At 70.7% G+C, this 21,816-nt stretch carries 21 protein-coding genes and 1 pseudogene; 18 read left to right on the forward strand and 4 right to left on the reverse strand.

From position 1 onward, the window contains the following. Window positions 1–20: 20 nt before the first annotated feature. The 5 genes and pseudogenes from AB0M02_RS04855 to AB0M02_RS04875 form a co-directional block, all read left to right on the forward strand. A pseudogene (locus AB0M02_RS04855) lies at window positions 21–1,262 on the forward strand (pitrilysin family protein); the annotation flags it as partial. 93 nt (window positions 1,263–1,355) lie between these two features. Beyond that, window positions 1,356–2,246 (forward strand): phosphatase PAP2 family protein, encoded by an 891-nt coding sequence (locus AB0M02_RS04860; protein WP_364222569.1) that lies wholly within the window; start codon window positions 1,356–1,358, stop codon window positions 2,244–2,246. A gap of 4 nt (window positions 2,247–2,250) precedes the next feature. After that, on the forward strand, window positions 2,251–3,009 hold the full coding sequence (dapB, locus tag AB0M02_RS04865) for a 4-hydroxy-tetrahydrodipicolinate reductase (protein WP_364221475.1): 759 nt from the start codon (window positions 2,251–2,253) through the stop codon (window positions 3,007–3,009). A gap of 19 nt (window positions 3,010–3,028) precedes the next feature. After that, window positions 3,029–3,466 (forward strand): hypothetical protein, encoded by a 438-nt coding sequence (locus AB0M02_RS04870; RefSeq protein WP_364221478.1) that lies wholly within the window; start codon window positions 3,029–3,031, stop codon window positions 3,464–3,466. Next, entirely contained in the window at window positions 3,466–4,314 is an 849-nt protein-coding gene (locus tag AB0M02_RS04875) for an MFS transporter permease (RefSeq protein WP_364222572.1), read from the forward strand. Before AB0M02_RS04870 ends, AB0M02_RS04875 begins: the two co-directional genes overlap by 1 nt. Here the strand turns inward: AB0M02_RS04875 and AB0M02_RS04880 are convergent. Both AB0M02_RS04880 and AB0M02_RS04885 read right to left on the reverse strand, forming a co-directional pair. Then, window positions 4,259–5,605, reverse strand: coding sequence for a serine hydrolase domain-containing protein (locus tag AB0M02_RS04880; RefSeq protein WP_364221481.1), 1,347 nt, complete (start codon window positions 5,603–5,605; stop codon window positions 4,259–4,261). The two genes, AB0M02_RS04875 and AB0M02_RS04880, sit on opposite strands and share 56 nt — an antisense overlap. A 41-nt stretch (window positions 5,606–5,646) precedes the next feature. Next, window positions 5,647–6,054: a DCC1-like thiol-disulfide oxidoreductase family protein gene (locus AB0M02_RS04885; RefSeq protein ID WP_364221484.1), complete on the reverse strand. Its 408-nt coding sequence runs from the start codon at window positions 6,052–6,054 to the stop codon at window positions 5,647–5,649. A gap of 101 nt (window positions 6,055–6,155) precedes the next feature. Here AB0M02_RS04885 and AB0M02_RS04890 point away from each other — a divergent pair, with 101 nt between their 5' ends. From AB0M02_RS04890 to AB0M02_RS04925, 8 genes are all read left to right on the forward strand, one after another. After that, window positions 6,156–6,878, forward strand: coding sequence for a Crp/Fnr family transcriptional regulator (locus tag AB0M02_RS04890; protein WP_364221486.1), 723 nt, complete (start codon window positions 6,156–6,158; stop codon window positions 6,876–6,878). A 45-nt stretch (window positions 6,879–6,923) separates the two neighbouring features. Continuing rightward, window positions 6,924–7,430, forward strand: coding sequence for a Pycsar system effector family protein (locus AB0M02_RS04895; protein ID WP_364221489.1), 507 nt, complete (start codon window positions 6,924–6,926; stop codon window positions 7,428–7,430). A gap of 66 nt (window positions 7,431–7,496) precedes the next feature. After that, entirely contained in the window at window positions 7,497–8,189 is a 693-nt protein-coding gene (locus AB0M02_RS04900; RefSeq protein ID WP_364221492.1) for a Crp/Fnr family transcriptional regulator, read from the forward strand. 186 nt (window positions 8,190–8,375) lie between these two features. Then, window positions 8,376–8,993 (forward strand): hypothetical protein, encoded by a 618-nt coding sequence (locus tag AB0M02_RS04905; RefSeq protein ID WP_364221495.1) that lies wholly within the window; start codon window positions 8,376–8,378, stop codon window positions 8,991–8,993. After that, complete coding sequence (locus tag AB0M02_RS04910) at window positions 8,990–11,212, forward strand: hypothetical protein (protein WP_364221498.1); 2,223 nt, start codon at window positions 8,990–8,992, stop codon at window positions 11,210–11,212. Before AB0M02_RS04905 ends, AB0M02_RS04910 begins: the two co-directional genes overlap by 4 nt. 27 nt (window positions 11,213–11,239) lie before the next feature. Beyond that, window positions 11,240–12,079, forward strand: coding sequence for a hypothetical protein (locus AB0M02_RS04915; protein WP_364221501.1), 840 nt, complete (start codon window positions 11,240–11,242; stop codon window positions 12,077–12,079). Then, entirely contained in the window at window positions 12,076–13,272 is a 1,197-nt protein-coding gene (locus tag AB0M02_RS04920; RefSeq protein WP_364221504.1) for an OmpA family protein, read from the forward strand. Before AB0M02_RS04915 ends, AB0M02_RS04920 begins: the two co-directional genes overlap by 4 nt. Before the next feature lie 3 nt (window positions 13,273–13,275). Beyond that, entirely contained in the window at window positions 13,276–14,583 is a 1,308-nt protein-coding gene (locus AB0M02_RS04925) for a hypothetical protein (protein ID WP_364221507.1), read from the forward strand. Here the strand turns inward: AB0M02_RS04925 and AB0M02_RS04930 are convergent. Beyond that, a complete protein-coding gene (locus tag AB0M02_RS04930) occupies window positions 14,580–15,143 on the reverse strand; it encodes a GNAT family N-acetyltransferase (protein ID WP_364221510.1) in 564 nt (187 codons plus the stop codon). The genes AB0M02_RS04925 and AB0M02_RS04930 overlap by 4 nt on opposite strands. A 42-nt stretch (window positions 15,144–15,185) precedes the next feature. Here AB0M02_RS04930 and AB0M02_RS04935 point away from each other — a divergent pair, with 42 nt between their 5' ends. The 5 genes from AB0M02_RS04935 to AB0M02_RS04955 all read left to right on the forward strand — a co-directional run bounded on the left by AB0M02_RS04935 (window position 15,186) and on the right by AB0M02_RS04955 (window position 21,218). Beyond that, window positions 15,186–16,406: a crosslink repair DNA glycosylase YcaQ family protein gene (locus AB0M02_RS04935; RefSeq protein ID WP_364221513.1), complete on the forward strand. Its 1,221-nt coding sequence runs from the start codon at window positions 15,186–15,188 to the stop codon at window positions 16,404–16,406. A 5-nt stretch (window positions 16,407–16,411) separates the two neighbouring features. Further along, entirely contained in the window at window positions 16,412–16,957 is a 546-nt protein-coding gene (locus AB0M02_RS04940) for a DUF2752 domain-containing protein (protein ID WP_364221516.1), read from the forward strand. A 26-nt stretch (window positions 16,958–16,983) separates the two neighbouring features. Next, the gene (dapA, locus tag AB0M02_RS04945) at window positions 16,984–17,877 is read left to right on the forward strand and encodes a 4-hydroxy-tetrahydrodipicolinate synthase (RefSeq protein ID WP_364221519.1); all 894 of its coding nucleotides are present in this window, start codon (window positions 16,984–16,986) and stop codon (window positions 17,875–17,877) included. 13 nt (window positions 17,878–17,890) lie between these two features. Continuing rightward, complete coding sequence (locus AB0M02_RS04950) at window positions 17,891–19,579, forward strand: ribonuclease J (RefSeq protein WP_364221522.1); 1,689 nt, start codon at window positions 17,891–17,893, stop codon at window positions 19,577–19,579. A gap of 88 nt (window positions 19,580–19,667) precedes the next feature. After that, entirely contained in the window at window positions 19,668–21,218 is a 1,551-nt protein-coding gene (locus AB0M02_RS04955; protein WP_364221525.1) for a S1 family peptidase, read from the forward strand. A 113-nt stretch (window positions 21,219–21,331) separates the two neighbouring features. Here AB0M02_RS04955 and AB0M02_RS04960 read toward each other — a convergent pair whose 3' ends face one another. Then, window positions 21,332–21,754 carry a YbjN domain-containing protein gene (locus AB0M02_RS04960; RefSeq protein WP_364221528.1) on the reverse strand — a complete coding sequence of 141 codons (423 nt, stop codon included), beginning with the start codon at window positions 21,752–21,754 and terminating at the stop codon, window positions 21,332–21,334. Between the last annotated feature and the right edge of the window lie 62 nt (window positions 21,755–21,816).

Genomic DNA, 21,816 nt, shown 5'->3' on the forward strand with positions numbered 1-21,816 from the left:
ACGGCGTAAGGAAGACCGTCCTGCCGAGCGGCCTGCGCATCATCACCGAGGCCATCCCGACCACCCGCAGCGCCTCGCTCGGGATCTGGGTTGGCATCGGTTCCCGGGACGAGACACCCGCCCTGCACGGCGCCTCGCACTTCCTGGAGCATCTGCTCTTCAAGGGCACGCACAAGCGCACCGCCCTGGAGATCTCCGCGGCCATCGAGGCCGTCGGCGGGGAGACCAACGCCTTCACCACGAAGGAATACACCTGCTACTACGCGCGGGTGCTCGACGCGGACCTGCCGCTCGCCGTCGACGTGCTGGTCGACGCGGTGGCCGACTCGATCCTCGACCCGGCGGACGTGGAGATCGAGCGCGGCGTCATCCTCGAAGAGATCGCCATGCACGAGGACGAGCCCGGTGACGAGGTGCACGACGTCTTCGCCGAGGCGATCTACGGCAACCACCCGCTCGGCCGGCTGATCTCCGGTACTCCCGACTCGATCACGCCGATGACCCGCAATCAGATCCACGGCTTCTACCGGCGGCGTTACGTCCCGCCGGAGATCGTGATCTCGGCGGCCGGCAACCTGGACCACGCCACGGTGGTCCGGCTGGTGCGCAAGGCGCTGGCCGGGACGCCGCTGGACACCGGCACGGCCGTGCCGGCCGAGACCCGGACGAGCACCAAAAAGGTACGCGTACAGAAGCCCCGCAACGTCGTGCTGCACCGCGACACCGAGCAGGCGCACCTCGTGCTCGGCGGCCCCGGGATGGGCCGGCACGACGAGCGCCGCTTCGCGCTCGGTGTGCTCAACAACGTGCTCGGCGGCGGCATGTCGAGCCGGCTGTTCCAGGAGATCCGGGAGAAGCGCGGTCTGGCGTACTCGGTCTACTCCTACGCCGGCCAGTACGCGGACTCCGGCCTGGTCGGTGTCTACGCCGGGTGCGCGCCCTCCAAGGCGGCCGAGGTGCTCGACCTGATCCGTGGCGAGCTGGACCGGGTGGCCCGCAACGGCATCACCCGCGACGAGCTGGTGCGCGGCAAAGGCATGGTGAAGGGCTCGTACGTGCTCGGTCTCGAGGACACCGGCTCGCGGATGAGCCGGCTGGCCAAGTCCGAACTGCTGCACGGCGACCTGATGGGGGTCGACGAACTGCTGGCCCGGGTGGACGCGGTGACCGTCGAGGAGGTCGACGCGGTCGCCGCCGACCTGCTGTCCGGTGAACGCTCGCTGGCCGTGGTGGGACCGTTCGACGAAGCGGAGTTGCCCTCCTATTTACCCTTGGACCCCGTGACGACCGTGGAGACCCCGCCCGAGACCCCCGCAAGCCCGCCACCGGAGCTCCGGAAGCGGCGGATCGCCGGGATGCTGATCTGGGCGGTGGTCTTCGCCGTCGGGGTCTATTTCGTGGGTGTGCCGACGAGCGACCCGCTGATCGCGTTCGGCTGGCTGTGGCTGGCGACGATCGCCTGGCGCAACCACGAGCCGTGGCAGACGCACCTGCGGTTCCTGCGGGACTGGCTGCCGATCTGCCTGCTGCTGGTCGTCTACAACGTGTCCCGCGGATACGCCGACCGCCTGTTCGACCCGCACGTCACCGAGCTGATCGCGTTCGACAAGTGGATGTTCGGCTGGTTCACCGGCGACCTCACCCCGACCCAGTGGCTGCAGGAGCATCTCTGGCAGCCGGGCGTCGTGCAGTGGTGGGAGGTGGTCGTCTCGATCGTCTACTTCTCGCACTTCCTGACCCTGCCGACCATCGCCGTTGTGCTGTGGATGCGTTCTCGCCGGCAGTGGGCCCGGTTCATGCGCCGCTGGTTCACGCTCTGCGCGCTCGGCCTGGTCACCTACTTCGTCTACCCGGCCGCGCCGCCGTGGTGGGCGGCCCTGCCCGAGCACGGCTCGCTGATCGACGCGACCCGGATCTCCACCAACGGCTGGGCCGCGCTCGGCCTGCACGGCGCCGGCAACACCCTCAACGCGCTGCAGGTGGAGGCGTCCAACCCGGTGGCCGCGATGCCGTCGCTGCACACCGCGTTCGCGTTCATGGCCGTCGTGTTCTTCCTGCCGATGGTGCGCCGCCGGTGGTGGCCGCTGCTGTTCGCGTACCCGCTGTCGATGACCTTCACGCTGGTCTACACGGCCGAGCACTGGGTGATCGACGTGCTGGTCGGATGGGCGTACGTGGGGGTCGTGTTCGTGCTCACCGGGCTCGCCGAGCGGTGGTGGGAGGCGCGGCGGCGTACGTTAAGTTGACGGTGTGACTGACGTGCGAGAACCCATTCGTGTCGGTGTCCTGGGTGCCCGTGGCCGCATGGGCCTCGAGGTGTGCAAGGCGGTCGACGCCGCGGGCGACCTCGAGCTGGTCGCCATGATCGATCAGGGTGACTGGCTGTTCAGCGCCTCCGACGCCCGCGCACAGGTGCTCGTCGACTTCACCAGCCCCGACGTCGTCATGGACAACCTGCGCTGGGCCATCGAGAAGGACATCCACGTGGTGGTCGGCACGTCCGGCTTCACCGAGCAGCGGCTCGACCAGGTGCGCGAGTGGCTGGCCGCCAAGCCCGGCGTCGGCGTCCTGATCGCGCCGAACTTCGGCATCGGCGCCGTGCTGATGATGCAGTTCGCCGCCCGCGCGGCCCGCTACTTCGAGTCCGCCGAGATCATCGAGCAGCACCACCCGCGCAAGCTGGACGCGCCGAGCGGCACGTCGATGCACACCGCCAAGGTGATCGCCGAGGCCCGCGCCGCGGCGAACTGCGCGCCGATGCCGGACGCCACCAAGGAGGAGCAGCTCGGCGCCCGCGGCACCGACATCGACGGGGTCCGGGTGCACTCGGTCCGCGCCGCCGGTCTCGTGGCGCACCAGGAGGTGCTGTTCGGCACCACCGGCGAGACGCTGACCATCCGGCACGACTCGCTGGACCGGTCGTCGTTCATGCCCGGCGTCCTGCTGGCGGTCCGCAACGTGATCGGCCGTCCGGGGCTGACCATCGGCCTGGACCCGTTGCTGGACTGACCCGGCTATCTTGTCGCGGATGAGTGAGCTGACCACACGCGGGCGCCGGGTCAGGGTCGTGGCCACGTTCGCCTGCCTCGCCCTGCTGGTCGCCGGGACCTTCTTCGGCGACGACGACCACTTCCCGTTCGGGCCCTTCCGGATGTATGCGTCGTCGCCCGACCCGGACGGCGACGCGAAGGACACCCGCGTGGAGGGCGTCGACGTCACCGGGAAGACGATCGTGATCACCGAGTCCAACAGCGGGATCCGGCGGGCCGAGATCGAGGGCCAGCAGGCGGCGTACGAGCGGGAGCCGGCCCGGATGGCGCGGATCGCCGAGGCGTACGCCGAGCACACTCCCGGTGCGCCCGCGCTGCGCGAGGTCCGCATCGTGGTCCGCTGGCACGGCATCCAGGACGCGCGGCCCACCGGCACCTGGACCGACGAGGTCGTCGCGGACTGGGTCCGCCCGTGATCACGCGCTGGCTCACCGAGCCCGTCCCCAGGAGCAGGGTCGCCTTCTTTCGTACGATCGTCTATGTCTTTGTCTTTCTTGATCTTGTGGTCTTCACCCCCTGGGTGCGAGCGCATGCCAACACACCCGGTGACCTCTACCAGCCGCTGATGATCGGCCGGTTGCTGCCGCTGCCGACGCCCACACCGCTGCTGGTCAACACGATCTTCTGGGCGCTGCTGGTGCTCTCGCTCGCCGCCGCCACCGGTCGTGCCCCGCGCCTGCTCGGCTGGGCGGTGTTCATCCTCTACTTCGAGTGGATGATCATCGCGATGAGCTACGGCAAGGTCGACCACGACCGGATCGGGTTCCTGGTGGCGCTCGCCGTGCTGCCGACCGTCGGCCGCACGCGCTTCCGGGACCAGTCGCTGACCGAGGCCGGTGGGTGGGCGTTACGGGTCACGCAGATCGCCGTCATCTGCACCTACTTCCTGGCCGCTCTCGCCAAGCTGCGCATCGGCGGCCTGGAGTGGGTCACCAGCGGCGTGCTCGCCCAGGCGATCATCCGCCGCGGCACCGAGCTGGCCGACATGATCGCGGTGGTGCCCGGCCTGCTGATCGTCTCCCAGTTCGGGATCATCGCGTTCGAGCTGCTGAGCCCGCTGATCTTCGTGGTGCCGCAACGCTGGCGGAACTGGGTGGTGGCGTTCTTCTACTCGTTCCACGTGGCCACGTTCGCGACGATCACGATCTCGTTCGCGCCGCACCTGATCGCGATGACCAGCTTCCTGCCGCTGGAGAGGATCGGGCGCCTCACGCGACGTCGGGCCGGGTCATCAGCGGCGACCGCAGATGTGACGCCAGACTAGGGCTGGTCAGCGGCACGATGTTCCAGGTCGCGGTGGCGGTTCCCGCGACGGCGTCGACCTCGAGCCGGATCCGGTGCGGCGTGGTGATGACGTAGAGATCGGCGACGAACGTGTCGCCCTGCCAGGCACCGGAGGCGACGACCGGGCGGCCGAGAGGTGAGCTCTCCCGCCAGTTGCCGTGGCCGGCTTCGACGGTGAACCCGAACCCCAGAAGCCATCCGCCGTCCACGGGATCGACTGTCACCGTCGTCCCGTCCTCCAGCGTGGCCACGGCGGAGCGTCCCGGAGCAGCCTCCCCGGAGACGGGTGCGAACGACAGGCGCCGCAGCCGGTCGGCGAGGATCTCGTCGTCCCGGGCGCTGTCCGGGTGGTCCACGCCGGGCAGCAGGCACTCCCAGATCGCGTCGAGTACCGCCTGCGCCCGGGTGTGGCCGCCGGTCACGGCGATGACGAGGTCGTGCGAGGGTACGACCACGCACTGCTGCCCGAACGAGCCGTCACCGTGGTAGCCGTGACGCGACACCCAGAACTGGTAGCCGTAACCGCGGAGGTAGTCGGCGTCGCCCGATCCGTCCTCCCACGGCAACGTGTCGATGTGCCGCCGGGTCGCCAGCTCCACCCACTCGCGCGGTACCAGCTGCCGGTCACCCCAGCGACCGTTCCGCAGCAGCAGCTCGCCGAAGGCGGCGACCGCCTCGGTGGTGAGGTGCAGTCCGTGGAACCCGAACGTGGCACCGCTCGCCACCCGGTCCCATTCGGCGTGGTCGACGCCCATCGGCCGGAAGAGCCGCTCGTCGAGCAGCTCCGGCAGGCCGCGGCCGGTGACCCGCTCCACCATGCGGGCCAGGACGAAGGTGGTCGGGTTGTCATAAGCGTGCCGGGTGCCCTCGGGCTCCGGAAAAGGCACGCCGAGGAAGCCCTTCACCAGGTCGCCCGGTTCGCGTTGCCAGGCCTCGGTGAGGCTGTCGGTGTCGTGCCCGGTGGTCATGGACAGCAGGTGGTGAACGGTGAGCCGGCGGCCCTGCTCCGGGATGCCGTCCGGAACATGGTCCGGCAGCACGTCCACGACCCGGTCGTCGAGCGCGAGCAGCCCGTCGGCGATCGCCAGCCCCACCGCGACGGCGGTGAACGACTTGGTCAGCGAGTAGAGGAGGTGCGGGCGCTGTGCCGAGTACGGCTCCCACCAGCCTTCGGCGACGACGTGACCGCGGTGCACGACCATCAGCGAGTGGCACTCGACCGACTGCGCCTCGAGCCGGTCCAGCAGCGCGGTGATCGCGCGCGACGACATGCCGCGGGCGGCGGGTGTCGCGCGCGGCAGTGAGGGCGTACTCAGGACGCGTGGTCCGGTGCGGCCGGACGGCGGTTCTGCGGCACCGCGCAGGCTGCCGTGCCGCCGGGCATGAGGTGGCGGTGGTCGGCGACCCACTGGTACGCCGGCCAGGCGAGCGCACGGGCCGGTCGCAGCGCGAGCGCGCCGCCCGCGAGTGACCAGAACCGGCCGGCGTCGCGCAGCAGCAGGGCGATGGCGTCCGGCCCGGCCGCGGTGCTCCCGTTCGGCGCGACCCACTGCACGGCGGCCTCGCACTGCTCGACGGTGAGGCCGAGTGCCTTCAGGTCGGCGAACTGCCAGGGGATCACGGTGGCACGGGTGGGGATGCGCCGCTCGATGAACTGGGCGCAGCTGGTGCAGAAGGAGCAGTCGCCGTCGTAGACGAACGTCGGCTGGTTATTCGTCACTGTCACATTCTCCGCTGCGGCCGGGTGGGCCCGTCCGGCAGGGTACGAGTGGCATCACGGGGATGGCCGATTCCATAATGAGTACCTGGTGCGAAATCACAATGGTGGTGGTTGATCTGCATCTGCAGGACCCGGTTCCGGACAGCTTCGCGACACACCTTTCCCCGAACACCTACCTGACTCTCGAATCAGCGGGCGTCCGGCGCCGGTATCTGGCCGGTACGCCGCTGTTCCACCAGGGTGACCTCACCCGGCACGTGTTCCTGATCGAGGACGGCTGGGTGAAGATCACCGCGACCTCGTCACGAGGGTGGTCCGCGCTGCTCGCACTGCGCGGGCCGGGCGACATCGTGGGGGAGATGTCCGCGCTGGACAGTCAGCCGCGCATGGCGACCGTCACCACTCTGACCCTGGTCAGCGGCGTGCTGGTACCCGGGGAGAGGCTCGACGTCTGCATCGCGAACGACCCGTCCGTGGCCCTGGCGATCTCGCGGCATCTGGCGAAGAGCCTGCGGGAGTCGGACAACCAGCGCATGCAGTTCGGCGCCAGCAACGGCGACGGCCGGCTGGTCAACGTGCTGATCGACCTCATGGACCGGGTCGGCAAACCGGGCGAGTACGGCGCGATCCGCATCGACCTCCCGCTGTCGCAACAGGACCTGGCGTCGTCGGTGGGCGTCTCCCGGGAGGTGGTGGCTCGGACCCTGCGGGTGCTGCGGTCCCGCAAGACGATCGAAACCGGTCGCCGCAGCATCGTGGTGCTCAAGCCGGACGTCCTGCGGGCGCTCGGCCGCTCTGTGTCGATGTCGACAGAACCTTCGTAACGCTTGACCGGATGCGCCGGGCGGCGAGACGGGACCCTCAAAGGCATGAATCAGCGAACTGTGGATGTGACGCCGCCCGAGGTGCAACTCACTCAGCGGCTGATCGCGGAGACCCGGGAGGAGAACCGGCGGGCGGACGCGAAGGCGGCTCAGTGGCTCTCGATGCTGGGCGGCGGCGTGATCGGCGTACTGGCTCTGTGGGGTGCGCCGCTGGAGTCGTCCTGGCCCGCGGGCGCCTCCGCGGCGTGGACGGTGGGCCTGGGTTTCTTCTGTGCGGGCGTGGCGGCGGTTGCCTTCGCGCTCGCGCTCTATCCGCGTACCAGGGCCGGTTCGGACCTGCGGGACATCGCCTATTTCGGTCACGTCCACCGGGCCGGTGACCCGGCGCTGGTGCGTCGTTACCTGGAGGAGGCCGCCGGCGACACCATGCCCGGCCTGGTCGGCCAGCTGTGCCGGCTCAGCCGGATAGCGGTGGTGAAGTACCGCTGCGTCCGCGTCGGCACGGTGTTCGGCATGCTCGCCGCGGTTCTGCTTCTCGCCGTCTTGTTCTGACCCGTACGTGCGGAACCGCGGCCGTCCGGTCCGCGGGCGATGACGCCTACCCGGAAGGAGTGCCCGTTGAACGAGAGCGAGTCATGGCCGCCGGAATCCTTCGTCGGCCGCCTCCCGGCACGGGAACGCAGCGACCTGTTCCGCGCCGGGCGGCAGGAGGCCTGGCGCAACGGCGGATACCTGGTCCGGCAGGGCGTACCGGGGCAGGACGTCTTCGTGGTCCTCTCCGGGCGGGTTCGGATCATGGTGTCCGGGCTGCGCGGGGACGAGTACCAGGTCGGCTCGTGCGGTCGCGGTGAGCTGATCGGCGAGGTGTCCTATCTGGATCAGCGGCCGCGGTCGGCCTCGGCGTACGCGTACCGGGGAACCACGCTCCTGCACCTCGCGGGGGAGGCCTTCGGCCGGTTCCTGGACGGCCACCCGCTCGCCTACCGTGCGCTGGCGCGGTCGCTGACCGAGCGGCTGCGCGCCTCCGAGAAGCGCTTCGTGACCGCCTCGGCGGACGTGGAGGGCCGGGTCGCGGCTACTCTGTGCTACTACCTCAACACGATGGAGCCGGGTGCTCAAGGTACCGGACGAGTGTGGTGCACGCAGGGCAGCCTCGCCGAGCAGATCGGGGCGTCCACGGCATCGGTCCATCGGATCCTGCGCAAGTTCGCAGGTCTCGGCTATCTGGAGACCGAGCATCGATCGATCTTGGTGAAGGACCTGGCCGCTCTCGCGGAAATCGCGGGCTCAAAGTCGATCTACATCAAGTGATGGAGATCAGTTGGCGCCGGTCGCCGCTGACTACTCACTGTTGAACACCTTCAAACCTAGCCAATGGAGTTCCGCGATGTATGAGGAGTTGCTCCCCCAGCAGTACACGGTTCTGTCATCGGACATAGTCAACTCCAGTGCCGGCGGTTACCGCGGCAGGAAGAACTGATCAAGACGGCGAAGGGCGTGCTCGCCTCCGTCATCGACGAATCGGAACGGCCCGGCGACTGGATCCGTGCCGACCGCGGTGACGGCGAGCAGAGCCTGGCGCCCGACGGCGTGGCTCCCGCCCGGCTGCTCGCCGACTTCCTGCCCAGGGTCAAGGACCGGCTGATCATTTACAACCGCAACAAGGACAGGGCACACAAGCTCCGGCTGCGCTTCGGCGTGGACTGCGGCGACGTCAAGGTCGACCGGGACGGGCTGCTCAGCGGGGATCCCATCGTGGTGGCGACCCGGCTCCAGGCCCATCCCGCGAACCGTGAGGCGATGAGCGCGCTGTCGGGGGCGGTGCTGACGGCTCTCGTGTCGGACACGGTCTATCAGCGGGTCGTGCCGTACAACGCGCGCGGGCTGGAGGAGTCCCAGTTCCGGCGGGTGGTCGTGGAGATCCAGGGGCGGAAGCAGAACGCCTGGCTCTACGTTCCCGGGCATCAGCCGCCGGTGGTGGAGGGCGTCCCGGCGGAGGAGCCGCCGGAGCGGGGCTCGGCGGGCGGGGAGACCTACCACGTCCGCATGGACAACGCGATCGGTACGCAGATCGGCCGGAACAACACACAGCACTTCCACGGCGGCCCGCGATGAGTGAGGAGCCACCGGAGAGCGCCGCGCCACAGCCGGAACCTCCGGAACCGGAAGCTCCGGAGGAGGACACGGCGGAGCGGAGCTCGGACCAGCCGAGCACCGAGGAACCCGCCAGGCCCGCTGGGCGCCAGTCTCCCAAGACCGCGGAGGGCGGCGGGCCGGAGGAGAAGAAGGACGAGAGCTGGACCAACAGGGCGGGTGACGCGGAGGGTGCCGGGCCGCAGGACACCTTCACCACCTCGATCCACTCCGGGAACGGGGTGATCGTCGGCGACAACGCCAACATGATCGTGATCAAGATGCCCGACGGGCGTCAGGTCGCGGTCCTGCGGTACCAACGCACCGCCGCCTGGCTCGCCGAGGCAGAACGAACGTTCGTGCAGGCGGAGGAGTTCGACGACTTTGTCGTGCGCCTCCGGCGGGAGCGGGTGATCTACCTGTGCGGCAGGCCGGGCACGGGACGCCGCTTTCTCGCCGAGCGGCTGGTCGCCAAGGCGGTGACCGCCGGGCGCGGTGTGCACGGGGTGCACGTGCCGGACAAGGGCGTGCCCCTCGCCGACCTGGCTCGCAAGGACGACCTGATCGTCCCGGACGCCGGCGTGGTGCTCGAGGTGGCCGAGAACGGACCGGTCACGCTGGGGGTGCTCGACGCCCTCGCCGCCATGGCCACCAGCGCGAGGTCCTATCTGGTCATCCTCGGTGAGGCCAGGGGTCCCGGCGGCGCCGCACTCGGCCACTACGAGATCCAGTCCGAGCCGCCGGACCCGGAGGCTGTCCTGGACCGGCATCTCACCTATCACCTGCGCCGGGGCTGTGTCGGCTCGTGTGCCGACTGCACCGGTTCCTGCCGCCGCGAGTTCGTCGAGCGCTGCCTGGCCCTGGAGGAGGTCAGGAACCAGCTCACGTCCGACGGGCGCCCCGCCACGGTGGCGGATCTCGCACGCGTGCTGGCGGCGTGGGACGGCGTCGACGGCACCCTGAAGATCAAGCTCAACTCGATGCGCGAACGAGTCCGTGCCGTCGCGTTCGAGCTGGTCAACGGCGGGGACAAGGCCGAACCTGACCCGGTGGCGGCGCCTCGGCGGCAGGCGGTGCAGATCGCCTACGCCGCCTTCGCGGGCTATCCGCTGGCCGATGTCTTCGAGGTCGCGGAGCTGCTGTTCCAGGTGCTGTGGGCCGCTCAGTACGGCGAGAAGGCACAGGACCGGACGATTTTCGACGGCGGGGTGGAGCAGATTCTGCGCGTACCCCATGGAATGGATCTCCTTCACGTCGATCCGGCCGAACATCCCCGCCGGGTCTGGTTCACCGACGCCCGTCTGCCGTTCGACGTCCTGGACGTGGCCTGGCACGACTTCGACCAGGTCCGAGGTCCGGTGCAGGACTGGCTCGACCACCTGGTCAAGAACGCGCGGCCGGGCATCCGCGGGCGGGCCGCGTCGGTCGCGGGATGGCTGGCGACCTACGACTTCGACGAGGTGTGGCGACGGCTGATCAGGCCGTGGGCAACCGCCGGATCCGGCACGCTCCGGGAGGCCGCGGCGCAGGCGCTGGACACCGCGGTCGAGGAGCCCGCGCTGGACGGGCTCACCCGCGACCCCCGGCTCGTCGGGCTCATCCGCAGCCGGGTCCGCGACTGGGCACGCAGCGCCAGCGCGCACATGCACGACACGGCGGCACGGGCGTACGGCACACGGCTCGGAACACTCGCCCTCCGCGAGGCACTCGACGACCTGTACCTGCTGGCCGGCCGGGACGACCTCAACGGCAGCGCCTCGATCGCCCGCAGCCTGCAGAGCCTCTACCTGGACAGCCCGGCGGAGATCCGCGCCGAGCTGCTGCGCTGGATGCGTGACGACAAGTACCGGATCCAGGTGCACGCGGCCCGCTCGCTCGTCCTGATCGCCGGGCTCGCCTCGCCGCCTCCCCGGCACAACTGGCCGCTGCTGCTCTCCGACCTGGAGCGGGCCGGCGAGGACCCGCAGCTGCTCAGCGAGCCCTGGCGTGCGGCTCTCGCCGGGCCGAGCACGAGCCTGCGCGCCTGGGCGACGTTGCACGTCTGGCTGCTCAGGGCGGACGCCGACCCCGAGGTCCAGGACCGGGTGCTCGCCCTCGGCCGGGAGATCGTCGCGGCGCCGCTGGACGGGCGCGCCCGGTTCGCCCTGCGCCAGTGGGCCCGCGAGTGCGACTCGGCCCGGCTGCTCCTCAAATCCCTCTGACTCTCTTCGACCCCTCGGAGCTTTGACATGGCCAAGAAATCACTGTGGCGGCGGTTCATCGAATGGTTCAAAGGCACCGAACCGGTGCCGGCTCCGCCACCCCCGCCCCTGCCCGTCATTCCCACACCGCCGCTGCCGGAGGTGAAGTTCCGTCCCGCCGAGCCCCGCGACACGATCGCCGTGCTCTCCCGGGGCGACGTCTACGAGCTGCGGATCCACGCCGACCTGGAGTGGTCCACGTCGGCGATGACATACGCCGAGCTGATGCGCCAGGCCGGCGAGTACACCGGCGCGGCGCACGACGAGCTGCGCCGGCGGGTCTGGCGGATCGGCCGCAACTACGGCCCGCACCAGGCCGCCCAGGCCGAGGCGGAGATGCGCCGGCAGGCCGGTGACTGGTGCTACGACACCGACAAGGGCCTGATCCGGTGCGTCGCCGACATCCGGGTGGTGCCCGACGAGCGGGTTCGCGAGCACCTCGTCCCGTACGCGCTGCGCGAGATCGACCTGGACGCCGAGGCCGTGCTCGGCCACCAGCGGGCCGATCTGCTGGAGAAGCTGGTCGCGCGGTGGCGCACGCTGCTCACCGCGTCGGGTGCGAGCCCGATCACCGTGGCGGCGGCCCAGCTCTCCGACCCGGCCTTCGCGGCGGTCCTGAACCTGCTCGCGGAGAAACGCCGGGCGCAGGGCCGGGAGCTGGTGGACGTGCTGGGTCAGGCCACCCGGGACCACGAGCAGCTGGGCCTGTTCGAGTTCGCGGAGATGTACGCGTCCGCGGCGGCGGCCTTCCTCAGCCAGCTCAACGAGGAGGACCAGAAGTTCGTCCGGGACATGGTCAACGCCGATCTGGGCGGGAGCCGGTCATGAGACGGCTGCTGATCCCGGTGCTGCTGATCCCGGCGCTGCTGGCGGCGGCTGCCGGGTGCGGGGGCCGGGACGAGGACCGGGCCTGCGAACGCATGGACGACCACGACCGCGAGCGGCCGGGCGGCGTCACGGTGCTGCTCGCCGACGTGAGCGCCTCGGTCCGCGGCGGTGCCGGCGGGCCGGACTACTCGGCGGCGCTGGTTCCTCAGGTCGAGGCCGCGGTGGAACGCGGTGACACGGTGTACGTCGGCTCGTTCGACGGCAGCTCGTCGACGGTGTCGTGGACCGCGGAGCGGAAGCTCACGCACTCGGACGCCAAGCGCGAGAAGCCGCAGCGGTACGACCGGGACGCCTTCAAACGGTGCCTCGGCGAGTCGGTCCGGGCGGCGGTCACCGCGAGCCCCGGCACCGGCGGCACCGATCTGCTCGGCGCCCTCGACACCGCGGCGCAGGCGGCCCGGCGCACCGGTGCCGAGCCGCGCACGGTCGTGCTGGCCACCGACGGCCTGAGCACCGCCGGTTGCTTCAACCTGACCGGCGGGGACGCGGGGAAGGACTCCTGGATCACCACGCTGGTGTCCGCGTGCTCGAAGCGCACCGGCTGGCCGCGTGATCTGGCCGGTGCCCGCATGCTCATGGTCGGCGTCGGTCAGGCCAGTGCCTCGCAGGCAACGCTGAGCAGCGGCAACGTCAGGTTCCTCAGAAGTCTGTGGCAGCGTGCCTGCGAGACGGCGAAGGCCACGGCCTGCGACGTCTCGGCGCTTCCGGTGGCCCGGACGGACGATGACGGCGAGGCGAACCTTCCGGAGGACCCGGATGTGGCGTTCGCGCCGGACGCCGGACCGCCGCCGCCCGACGTCTATCCGGTTTCCACCAGCCTGCTCTTCGAGACCGACTCGTCCGTCGTCCTACCGGCCGGCCGCCGGGAACTGACCACGCTGGCGGAGAAGATCGTCGACGGCGGGGCCGCGTCGGTGAAGGTCGTCGGCTACGCGGACATCCGTGACACCGAGGCTCACAACCAGCGCCTGTCGGAGAGGCGCGCGGCGGCCGTCGCGGAGGTTCTGGAGCAGGCCGGCGTGGCCGGCGTCGTCTCCGAGGGCAGGGGCGAGAAGGACGCGGGCTGCCCGACCGAGAGCTGCATGCACCGTGATCGCCGAGTGGAGATCGTCGTGACGAGGACGGAGGGCTGAGACGTGACCGACACCGCACCCAACGGCCGGCGGTACTCGCCGGTGCAGTGCTCCGGCCGGGCCGCCGAGCCGCTGCCCCTGCTGCCCCCGACCCCGCCACCACCGGGTCCGTACAAGCGGGACGAGCTCTCCTACGCCGAGGCCGCGGTCCTCACCAGGGCGGTGCGTACCGCGGGGGAGAGCCTGGACCAGGCGTCCGCCGCGATCCGGACCGCGTCCGCCGCGCTGGTGTCGGCCTGGCACGAGACCGGGGCAGCACTGGAACGGCTGGAGCTGTTCCAGGCCGGGCAGCGGCTGGGCCACGCGGGCGCCGAGCGCCGCGCGGTCGTCGAGGCACACCGCCACGACGGACCGGAGGATCGGCGTGCCCAGCCGTGGTGGCACCGCGAGCCGGTGGTCTGGACCATGATCCTGCTGGCCGCCGTCTACGACACCTACTTCTTCGCGACCACGTTCCAGGACGCGCTGGACACCGATCCCAACGGTCCGTGGTACGAGCAGGCCATCGCCTACATCCCCGGTGTCAGCATCGCGATCGCGCTGGTGCTGGCCGGCTACCTGCTCTCCGAGTCGCTGTCCCGGCACCGGTCGAGGGCGGAGCGCCGGCCGGTACGCGGGCGCCTGAACTGGCGGATCGTGTTCCGCCGCACGTTCGTCGAGTGGCGCCCGGAGGAACAGCGCCGGTCGCCGAACGACCTGCCCTGGCCGAGCTGGCCGCTGGCGATCGGGTTCACCCTCCTCGTCGTCGGCGTGCTGGGGCTCTGGGCCTGGCTCCGCGGTGCCGACCCGGACGTGCGGGACGTGACCGTCCAGTGGCCGATGGTGGCGCTCCTCGTGCTGCTGACGATGTCCGCGATCATGCTGAAGGCGGTCTCGAACAACTCGTTCGCGCGGCGTGACGCCCGGTCCCGCACGGAGCTCACCGCCGCACGGGTGGAGCGTGACGCCCTGGAGGTCGCCGCGCGGCAGAGGATCGCCGAGCTCACCGACGCCTGGTACAGGCTGCAGGCGGTTCTCGACGACGCCCTGGCCGTGGCGCGCCGGCAGTTCACCGACGCCTGGGCGCAGATCGCCGAGGAGCGGGAACGGCACCAGCGCACCGGCGCGATCGCCCCGGCGTTCACCTCCGGCGAGGGCTCGATCGGCGGAGAGGTCTATCAGGGCCTCACCGTTCCGGCGCTGCCGTTGCAGAGCCTGGAGAACGGCCGTGAGGCCCTCGACCGGTACGCGCCGAAGACCGCGGAGGACCGCCTCGACCGGATCCTCAAGCTCCTGATGGAGCAGCTCAGGAAGGCGATGGGGAGTTACTAGGCCTCATTGAGGGCGACGTGCAGGCGCAGCTGGGGTACGAGCATGTCGTCGACGTCGAGGGCGCGTCCCGCCCCGTCCGGCTCCCAGCCGGTCGAGCCGAGGAACTTGCGCATCACCTCGTCGGACTCGTACACCCACGCGACCGCCGTGCTGAAGCCGTCGTCGCGCCAGTTGTCGACGGCGGCGGCGAGCAGGCGGCTGCCGTGGCCGCGACGGCCCCAGCGCGGCTCGATGAGCAGGTCGGTGACGGCGGCCACGCCGTCCGGCAGCGGGGGCTCCTCGGGGGCGAGGGCCTGCTCGTCGGCGGGGCCGGAGGCGGCGAAGCCGACCACGGTGGTGGTGCTCTCGCTCTGCTCGACGGCGATCAGCACCCGGTGCCGCGGCGACGGCGCCGCGGTGATCGCCTCGGTCCAGCCGCGCGCGAGGTAGTCCTCGTCCAGATTGGCCAGCACGTGCGCCGGGAACATCCGGCGGTAGGCGGTGCGCCAGGTGGAGAGCTGGATGCGAGCGATCTCCGATGCGTCCTCGGGACGCGCGGGACGGACGAAGCCGAGAGCCATGGCGGCAACTTTGTCATACCCCTCAACTAGCCTGCGTTCACGATGGCCGTTCCCGACTCGATCTCCGTGTCCCAGGCCCGCCGGATCACCCTGGCGGCCCAGGGCTTCACCGACCCCAAGCCCGGTGGCGCCACCGACGTGCGCCACCTCCGGCGGGTGCTGCGGCGCCTTCACCTGATCCAGATGGACTCGGTGAACGTGTTGCAGCGCGCTCACTTCATGCCGCTCTACAGCCGCCTCGGCCCCTATCCACCCGGTCTGCTGGAGCGGGCGGCCTATCGCCGGCCGCGCGAGCTGTTCGAGTTCTGGGGCCACGAGGCCTCGCTGATCCGCGCCGATCTGCAGCCGCTGTTCCGCTGGCGCATGGCGCGGGCGCACGACCTGGCCTGGGGCAACATGCGCCGGATCGCCGTCGAGCAGCCCGAGCTGGTGTCGTGGGTGCTCGACGAGGTGATCGGGCGCGGCCCGATCACCGCCGCCGAGATCGAGCACGACGCACCCCGGTCGAAAGAGCACTGGGGGTGGAACTGGTCGGTCGTCAAGCAGGCGCTGGAGTGGCTGTTCTACACCGGTCAGGTGACCGCCGCCGAGCGGACCACCTCGTTCGCCCGGCGTTACGACCTGCCCGAGCGAGTCCTGCCCCGCGAGGTGCTCGACGCGCCCGATCCGGAGCCCGGCGCGGCCTTCCGCGCGCTGGTGGAGCTCTCCGCCCAGGCGCTCGGCGTGGCCGCCGAGGCAGAGCTGCGCGACTACTTCCGGCTGCCGCTGCTCGAGTGCCGCACAGCGATCGCCGAGCTGGTCGAGGCCGGGGTGCTGCGCCCGGTGTCGGTGGCCGGCTGGAAACCGGTGGCCTACCTGCACGCCGGCGCCGTCCTGCCGCGGCGGGTGCGCGCCGCGACGCTGGTGAGCCCGTTCGACCCGCTGATCTGGGAGCGGGCGCGCACCGAGCGACTGTTCGACATGGCCTACCGGATCGAGATCTACGTTCCGCAGCCCAAGCGCCTCTACGGTTACTACGTTCTGCCGTTCCTGCTCGGCGAGCGGTTCGCCGCCCGGGTCGACCTGAAAGCCGATCGCAAGTCCGGCGTGCTCCAGGTGCCGGCCGCCTGGCTCGAGCCCTCCGCCGACCAGGAGGAGACCGCCGACGCGCTGGCCGTGGAGCTGTTCCGGCTGGCCGGCTGGCTGGGCCTGGACACCGTGGCGGTGCCCGAGCGGGGCGATTTCGCCGGCCCGCTGGCCGCTGCCCTCAAGGGTGTACCGTGACGGCCATGACCGCCGCCCGGACCTGGGGAGAGTTGCCGCCCTGGCTCGCCGATCAGCCGGTCCAGGGTCCGGCCGTGCCGCCGGAGTGGCTGGTCCCTCCGGAGCAGGACCGCCTGACCAGGTTCGTCACCCGGGTCGCCGCGCGCACACCGTTCTGGTTCGCGCCGGTCGCGGTGCTCGCCTGCATGGGCGCTGCGGCGGGATACACGCTGGTCAGCAACCCGGTCGAGGCGGAGGCCGGCGCCGAGCCGAGCTGCATCGTGAAATACACGACGGGCTTCGTCTGCCCCGGCTGCGGCGGCACCCGAGCCGCTTGGTATCTGTTGCACGCCAACGTCCCGGCCGCCGCGCGGCACCACCTGATGTTCGTCTTCGCCGTGCCCTTCCTGCTCTACCTCTATGTGGCGTGGGCCGGGCGGACGCTGTTCCGGTGGCGGCTGCCGCAACTCTCGATCAGTCCGGCCGTCATGATCACATTCATGGCGGTGTGGGGCGTCTGGAGCATCCTGCGTAACCTGCCGTGGGCCCCGTTCACCGCTTTCTACGTGTGACACTGGCGTCCGATAGGTTGTCAGGTATGACGCACGACCCGCGGCCCTTCGGACGGCTGCTGACCGCCATGGTGACCCCGTTCACCGCCGACGGTTCCCTGGATCTCGACGGCGCGGCGCGGCTGGCCGCCCATCTCGTCGACGAGCAGCGCAACGACGCTCTCGTGATCAGCGGCACCACCGGAGAGTCCCCGACCACGACCGACGCGGAGAAGGACGCTCTCCTGCGCGTCGTGGTGGAGGCGGTCGGTGACCGGGCCAGGATCGTGGCCGGCGTCGGCACGAACAACACCGCGCACACCATCGAGCTGGCCCACGCCGCGGAGAAGGCGGGTGCGCACGGCCTGCTGGTCGTCACGCCGTATTACAACAAGCCCCCGCAGGCCGGCGTCGAGCGTCACTTCACGTCGGTGGCCGACTCGACCGGGCTGCCGATCATGGCTTACGACATCCCGCACCGGGCCGGCACGGCGATCGCCACCGAGACCCTGTGCCGGATCGCCGAGCACGAGCGGATCGTCGCGGTGAAGGACGCCAAGGGCGACCTGATCGCCAGCTCCTGGGTGCTGGCCCGGACCGACCTGGCCTACTACTCCGGCGACGACGCCGCCACGCTGCCGCTGCTGTCGATCGGCGGCGTCGGGCTGGTGGGCACGTCGACGCACTTCACCGGGTCCCTCGCCAAGGACATGATCGAGGCGTTCGAGCGTGGCGACACCGCCGCCGCCCTGGCGCTGCACCGCCGGGCGATGCCGCTGTTCACCGGAATCTTCCGGTCGCCGGGGACGATGCTGGTGAAGGCCGGGCTGAACGCCCTGGGCCTGCCCGCCGGACCGGTCCGATCGCCGCTGGTCGACGCGGGTGACGAGGAATTGAACCAACTGCGCCAGGACGCCGCCGCGGCCGGCCTCGTGCTCTGACAGGAAGAGGCGAATGAGTCAAGCTCACGTGGAGCTGGGTCCGCCACCACCGCTGCCGGAGGGCGCCCTGCGCGTCGTTCCGCTCGGTGGGCTCGGCGCCATCGGCCGGAACATGACGTATTTCGAGTTCGACGGGAAGATCCTGATCGTCGACTGCGGGGTGCTCTTCCCCGACGTCGAGCAGCCGGGTGTCGACCTGATCCTGCCCGACTTCGCGCCCGTGCTGGACCGGCTGGACGACGTCCAGGCGATCGTGCTGACGCACGGGCACGAGGACCACATCGGCGCGGTGCCCTACCTGCTGGCCCACAAGCCGGACATCCCGCTGGTCGGGTCGGAGTTCACGCTCGCGCTCGTCGAGGCGAAACTGGCCGAGCGGCGGCTCGACCCGTACACGCTGACCGTCCGCGAGGGTCAGGTGGAGCGGCTCGGGCCGTTCGAGTGCGAGTTCTTCGCGGTGAACCACTCGATCCCGGACGCGCTGGCGGTGGCCGTGCGGACTCCGGCGGGCCTGGTGCTGCACACCGGTGACTTCAAGATGGACCAGGTGCCGCTGGACGGGCGGATCACCGACCTGGCCGGTTTCGCCCGGCTCGGCGCCGAGGGCGTCGACCTGCTGCTCTCCGACTCCACGAACGCCGAGGTGCCCGGGTTCGTCACGCCGGAGCGCGACATCGGCCCGGTGCTCAGCTCGATCTTCGGCAAGGCGCGCGGCCGGATCATCGTGGCCAGCTTCGCCTCGCACGTGCACCGGGTGCAGCAGGTCATGGACGCCGCCTGGGAGTACGACCGGAAGGTCGCACTGATCGGCCGGTCCATGGTCAGGAACATGGGCATCGCCCGTGACCTGGGACTGCTGCGCATCCCGGACGGTCTTCTGGTCGGTCTCGACGAGGCCACCCACCTGCCACCCGACGAGATCGTCTTCATGTCCACCGGTTCGCAGGGCGAGCCGATGAGCGCCCTGGGCCGGATGTCCACCGGCGACCACCGGCACATCACGATCGCCTCCGGCGACACCGTGGTGCTGGCCAGCTCGCTGGTGCCGGGCAACGAGACCTCGGTCTACCGGGTGATCAACCAGCTGTCCCGGGCCGGCGCCACGGTCATCCACAAGGAGACCGCCAAGGTGCACGTCTCCGGGCACGCCCCGGCCGGCGAGCTGCTCTACCTGCTCAACGTGACCCGGCCCAGCAACCTGATGCCGGTGCACGGCGAGTGGCGGCACCTGCGCGCGCACGCCCAGCTCGGCATCGAGTCCGGTGTGGCGGCGGACCGGGTGGTCCTCTGCGAGGACGGCGATGTGGTCGACCTGGTCGAGGGCCACGCCCGCGTCGTCGGCCGGGTGAAGAGCCGGTATGTCTATGTGGACGGTCTGGCGGTCGGCGACGTCAGCGAGTCGCTGCTGACCGAGCGGCGGATCCTGGGCGACGGCGGTTTCATCGCGGCCACCGTGGTGATCGACTCGGTCACCGGCAAGGTGGTCGGCGAACCGGTCATCTCGGCGAAGGGCTTCTCCGAGGACCCCGAGGCGTTCAATCCGGTCGTGCCGTTGCTCACCGCCGCGCTGCACCGGTCCGCAGAGGACGGCATCACCGACACGCACCAGTTGCAGCAGGTGGTACGCCGTACCGTCGGCCGCTGGGTGAACGACGCGTACCGCCGACGGCCCATGATCGTCCCGACCGTCGTGGAAGTTTGACGGCTTTTTCAACCATCTGAGGTCCTGCTGCGTACTCCCAGGCACCGGTGCCGCCCCCACGGCACCCGTGGCGGAGGGAGTTCTCCAGATGCAGCGCAGACCGATCGCCGTAGCGGCGGCGGTGATGGCGGCGACCGGAGCGGCGGTGGCCTTCACCCTGCCGTCGCTCGCCGGCACCGAGCCGGACGGAGCGTCACCCGCGGCCGCAGGCAAGAGCGGGGACGTCTCCCCGCAGTTGCTCGCGGCGATGAAGCGCGACCTGGGCCTCGACGGCGACCAGGCACGCACCCGGCTCGCGAGGTCGGAGTGGGCCGGCGGCGTCGCGGCGACCCTGGCGGCGCAGACCGGCACCGACTTCGGTGGTGCCTGGCTCGCCGAGGACGGCACCACGCTGAAGGTGGCGGTGACCGACTCCGACGCGGCGGCCGAGGTCAAGGCCGCCGGTGCCGTGCCGGTGCTGGTCAAACGCAGCGAGGCTCAGCTGGACGAGGCCAAGACGGCACTGGACGAGGCGAGGACCAGCCCCGGCGCCGTCACCGGCTGGTACGTCGACGTCGCCACCAACAAGCTCGTGGTGGTCGCGAAGCCCGGCGCCAAGTCGGACGCGCTGGAGTGGGCGGAGAACCAGGGAGTCTCCTCCGGCGCGGTGACCGTGAAGATCAGCAAGGCGCAGCCGAAGCCGCTCTTCGACGTACGTGGCGCCGACCCGTACTTCATCGCCGTCGACGGTGGCCAGGCGCGCTGCTCGATCGGCTTCTCGGTGGAGGGCGGCTTCGTGACCGCCGGGCACTGCGGTGCGGAGGGCGCCACCACCACGGGCTTCAACAACGAGGCCCAGGGCACTGTGGAGTTCTCGGTCTTCCCCGGTGAGGCCGACATGGGCTTCGTCGCGGTGAACGGCGACTGGACGCCGCGAGCGGTGGTCAACGACTTCGAGGGCAACGAACTGCCGGTGGCCGGCAACACCGAGGCCCCGGTCGGCGCGGCGGTCTGCCGTTCCGGCTCCACGACCGGCACGTTCTGCGGCACGATCCTCGCCAAGAACCAGACGGTGCGGTACCCGGAGGGCACGGTCACCGGGCTCACGCGGACCGATGTGTGCGCCGAGGGCGGCGACTCCGGCGGGCCGTGGCTCTCCGGCGACCAGGCCCAGGGCATGACGTCGGGTGGTTCCGGCGACTGCACGGTCGGCGGCGAGACGTTCTTCCAGCCGATCAACGAGGTCCTCGCGGCGCAGAACCTGACGCTGGTGACGAGCGGGGGAGGCGAGGAGACCGCCCCGCCGCCTGCGGAGGAGGAGACCACACCTCCCGCGGAGGAGGCCTCGGCCTGCGACAGCCTGCCGGTGCAGCGTGACGGTGAGATCTCGCGGGCCCGCTCGGCGCAGGCCCAGCCGGACGGCGGCGCCTACCGCGCCCGTGCCGGCACGCACACGGCCTGCCTGGACGCGCCGGAGGGCGCGGATTTCGACCTGGCGCTGCAGCGGCTCAACAGCCGCGGCCAGTTCCGCACGGTCGCGCAGGCCGCCGGTGACGGCGACAAGACGCTGACCTTCACCGGCCGGTCCGGCACCTACCGCTACGTGGTGGTGGCATCCTCCGGCACCGGCGCGTACTCGCTCGGTTTCAACGTGTCCTAACGGTCTGGGGCGTCCGGGTGTGGAAGCCACCCGGGCGCTCGCTGCCGGGCGCGGAGAGCCTCAAGCCCGGCCAGGCTGGCCGGGCCCGGCATGAGAGGGGCCCTCGTGAGAGATCACGAGGGCCCTTTCTCCGATTTCAGCTCACCGAGCGCCTCGCCGAGCCGGCATCCGGTGGCGATGCCGCAGAGCAGCACCTGGTCCAGCTGTTCCGGCGTGACACCGTGTTCCCAGTCACTGGTGACCTCGCCCACGACCATCGCCGCGCCCTCGTCGGTGACGTGCACGTACGCCTTCGGCCAGAGTTGGTCCCGGTTCCAGGTGTTGCAGAACTCGTACAGCTTGCCGATGTCGTCGAGCGAGAAGACGTGCTGCATCATGCCGCGGACCTGGAGGATCTCCTGCCGCTCGCCGAGGCGGAAGAAGTAGATGAGGTTGCCCTGGAAGTTCCCGGCGACGTCGCCGTCGGCATCGACGAAGTACGCGAAGCCCCGCGCGTCCAGTGCAGCTTTGATCATGTCGTTGCTGAGAGGTTGCACTTCGTGATCTTAATGCCCGGAAAGCGAGAAGCTGTCACGGTGCGCCTTCTCGGCGGAATGGG

Source organism: Actinoplanes sp. NPDC051861 (assembly GCF_040681145.1).
In the GTDB taxonomy this organism is placed as follows: domain Bacteria; phylum Actinomycetota; class Actinomycetes; order Mycobacteriales; family Micromonosporaceae; genus Actinoplanes.

Bases quoted from the DNA above. Each gene is read 5' to 3' on its own strand.
- AB0M02_RS04915 (WP_364221501.1), top strand. From the start codon at position 11,240: ATGGCCAAGAAATCACTGTGGCGGCGGTTCATCGAATGGTTCAAAGGC.
- AB0M02_RS04950 (WP_364221522.1), top strand. From the start codon at position 17,891: ATGAGTCAAGCTCACGTGGAGCTGGGTCCGCCACCACCGCTGCCGGAG.
- AB0M02_RS04930 (WP_364221510.1), bottom strand. From the start codon at position 15,143: ATGGCTCTCGGCTTCGTCCGTCCCGCGCGTCCCGAGGACGCATCGGAG.
- AB0M02_RS04890 (WP_364221486.1), top strand. From the start codon at position 6,156: ATGGTGGTGGTTGATCTGCATCTGCAGGACCCGGTTCCGGACAGCTTC.
- AB0M02_RS04895 (WP_364221489.1), top strand. From the start codon at position 6,924: ATGAATCAGCGAACTGTGGATGTGACGCCGCCCGAGGTGCAACTCACT.
- AB0M02_RS04880 (WP_364221481.1), bottom strand. From the start codon at position 5,605: ATGTCGTCGCGCGCGATCACCGCGCTGCTGGACCGGCTCGAGGCGCAG.
- AB0M02_RS04870 (WP_364221478.1), top strand. From the start codon at position 3,029: ATGAGTGAGCTGACCACACGCGGGCGCCGGGTCAGGGTCGTGGCCACG.
- AB0M02_RS04940 (WP_364221516.1), top strand. From the start codon at position 16,412: ATGACCGCCGCCCGGACCTGGGGAGAGTTGCCGCCCTGGCTCGCCGAT.
- AB0M02_RS04860 (WP_364222569.1), top strand. From the start codon at position 1,356: ATGCTGATCTGGGCGGTGGTCTTCGCCGTCGGGGTCTATTTCGTGGGT.
- AB0M02_RS04920 (WP_364221504.1), top strand. From the start codon at position 12,076: ATGAGACGGCTGCTGATCCCGGTGCTGCTGATCCCGGCGCTGCTGGCG.
- AB0M02_RS04935 (WP_364221513.1), top strand. From the start codon at position 15,186: ATGGCCGTTCCCGACTCGATCTCCGTGTCCCAGGCCCGCCGGATCACC.
- AB0M02_RS04955 (WP_364221525.1), top strand. From the start codon at position 19,668: ATGCAGCGCAGACCGATCGCCGTAGCGGCGGCGGTGATGGCGGCGACC.
- dapA (WP_364221519.1), top strand. From the start codon at position 16,984: ATGACGCACGACCCGCGGCCCTTCGGACGGCTGCTGACCGCCATGGTG.
- AB0M02_RS04910 (WP_364221498.1), top strand. From the start codon at position 8,990: ATGAGTGAGGAGCCACCGGAGAGCGCCGCGCCACAGCCGGAACCTCCG.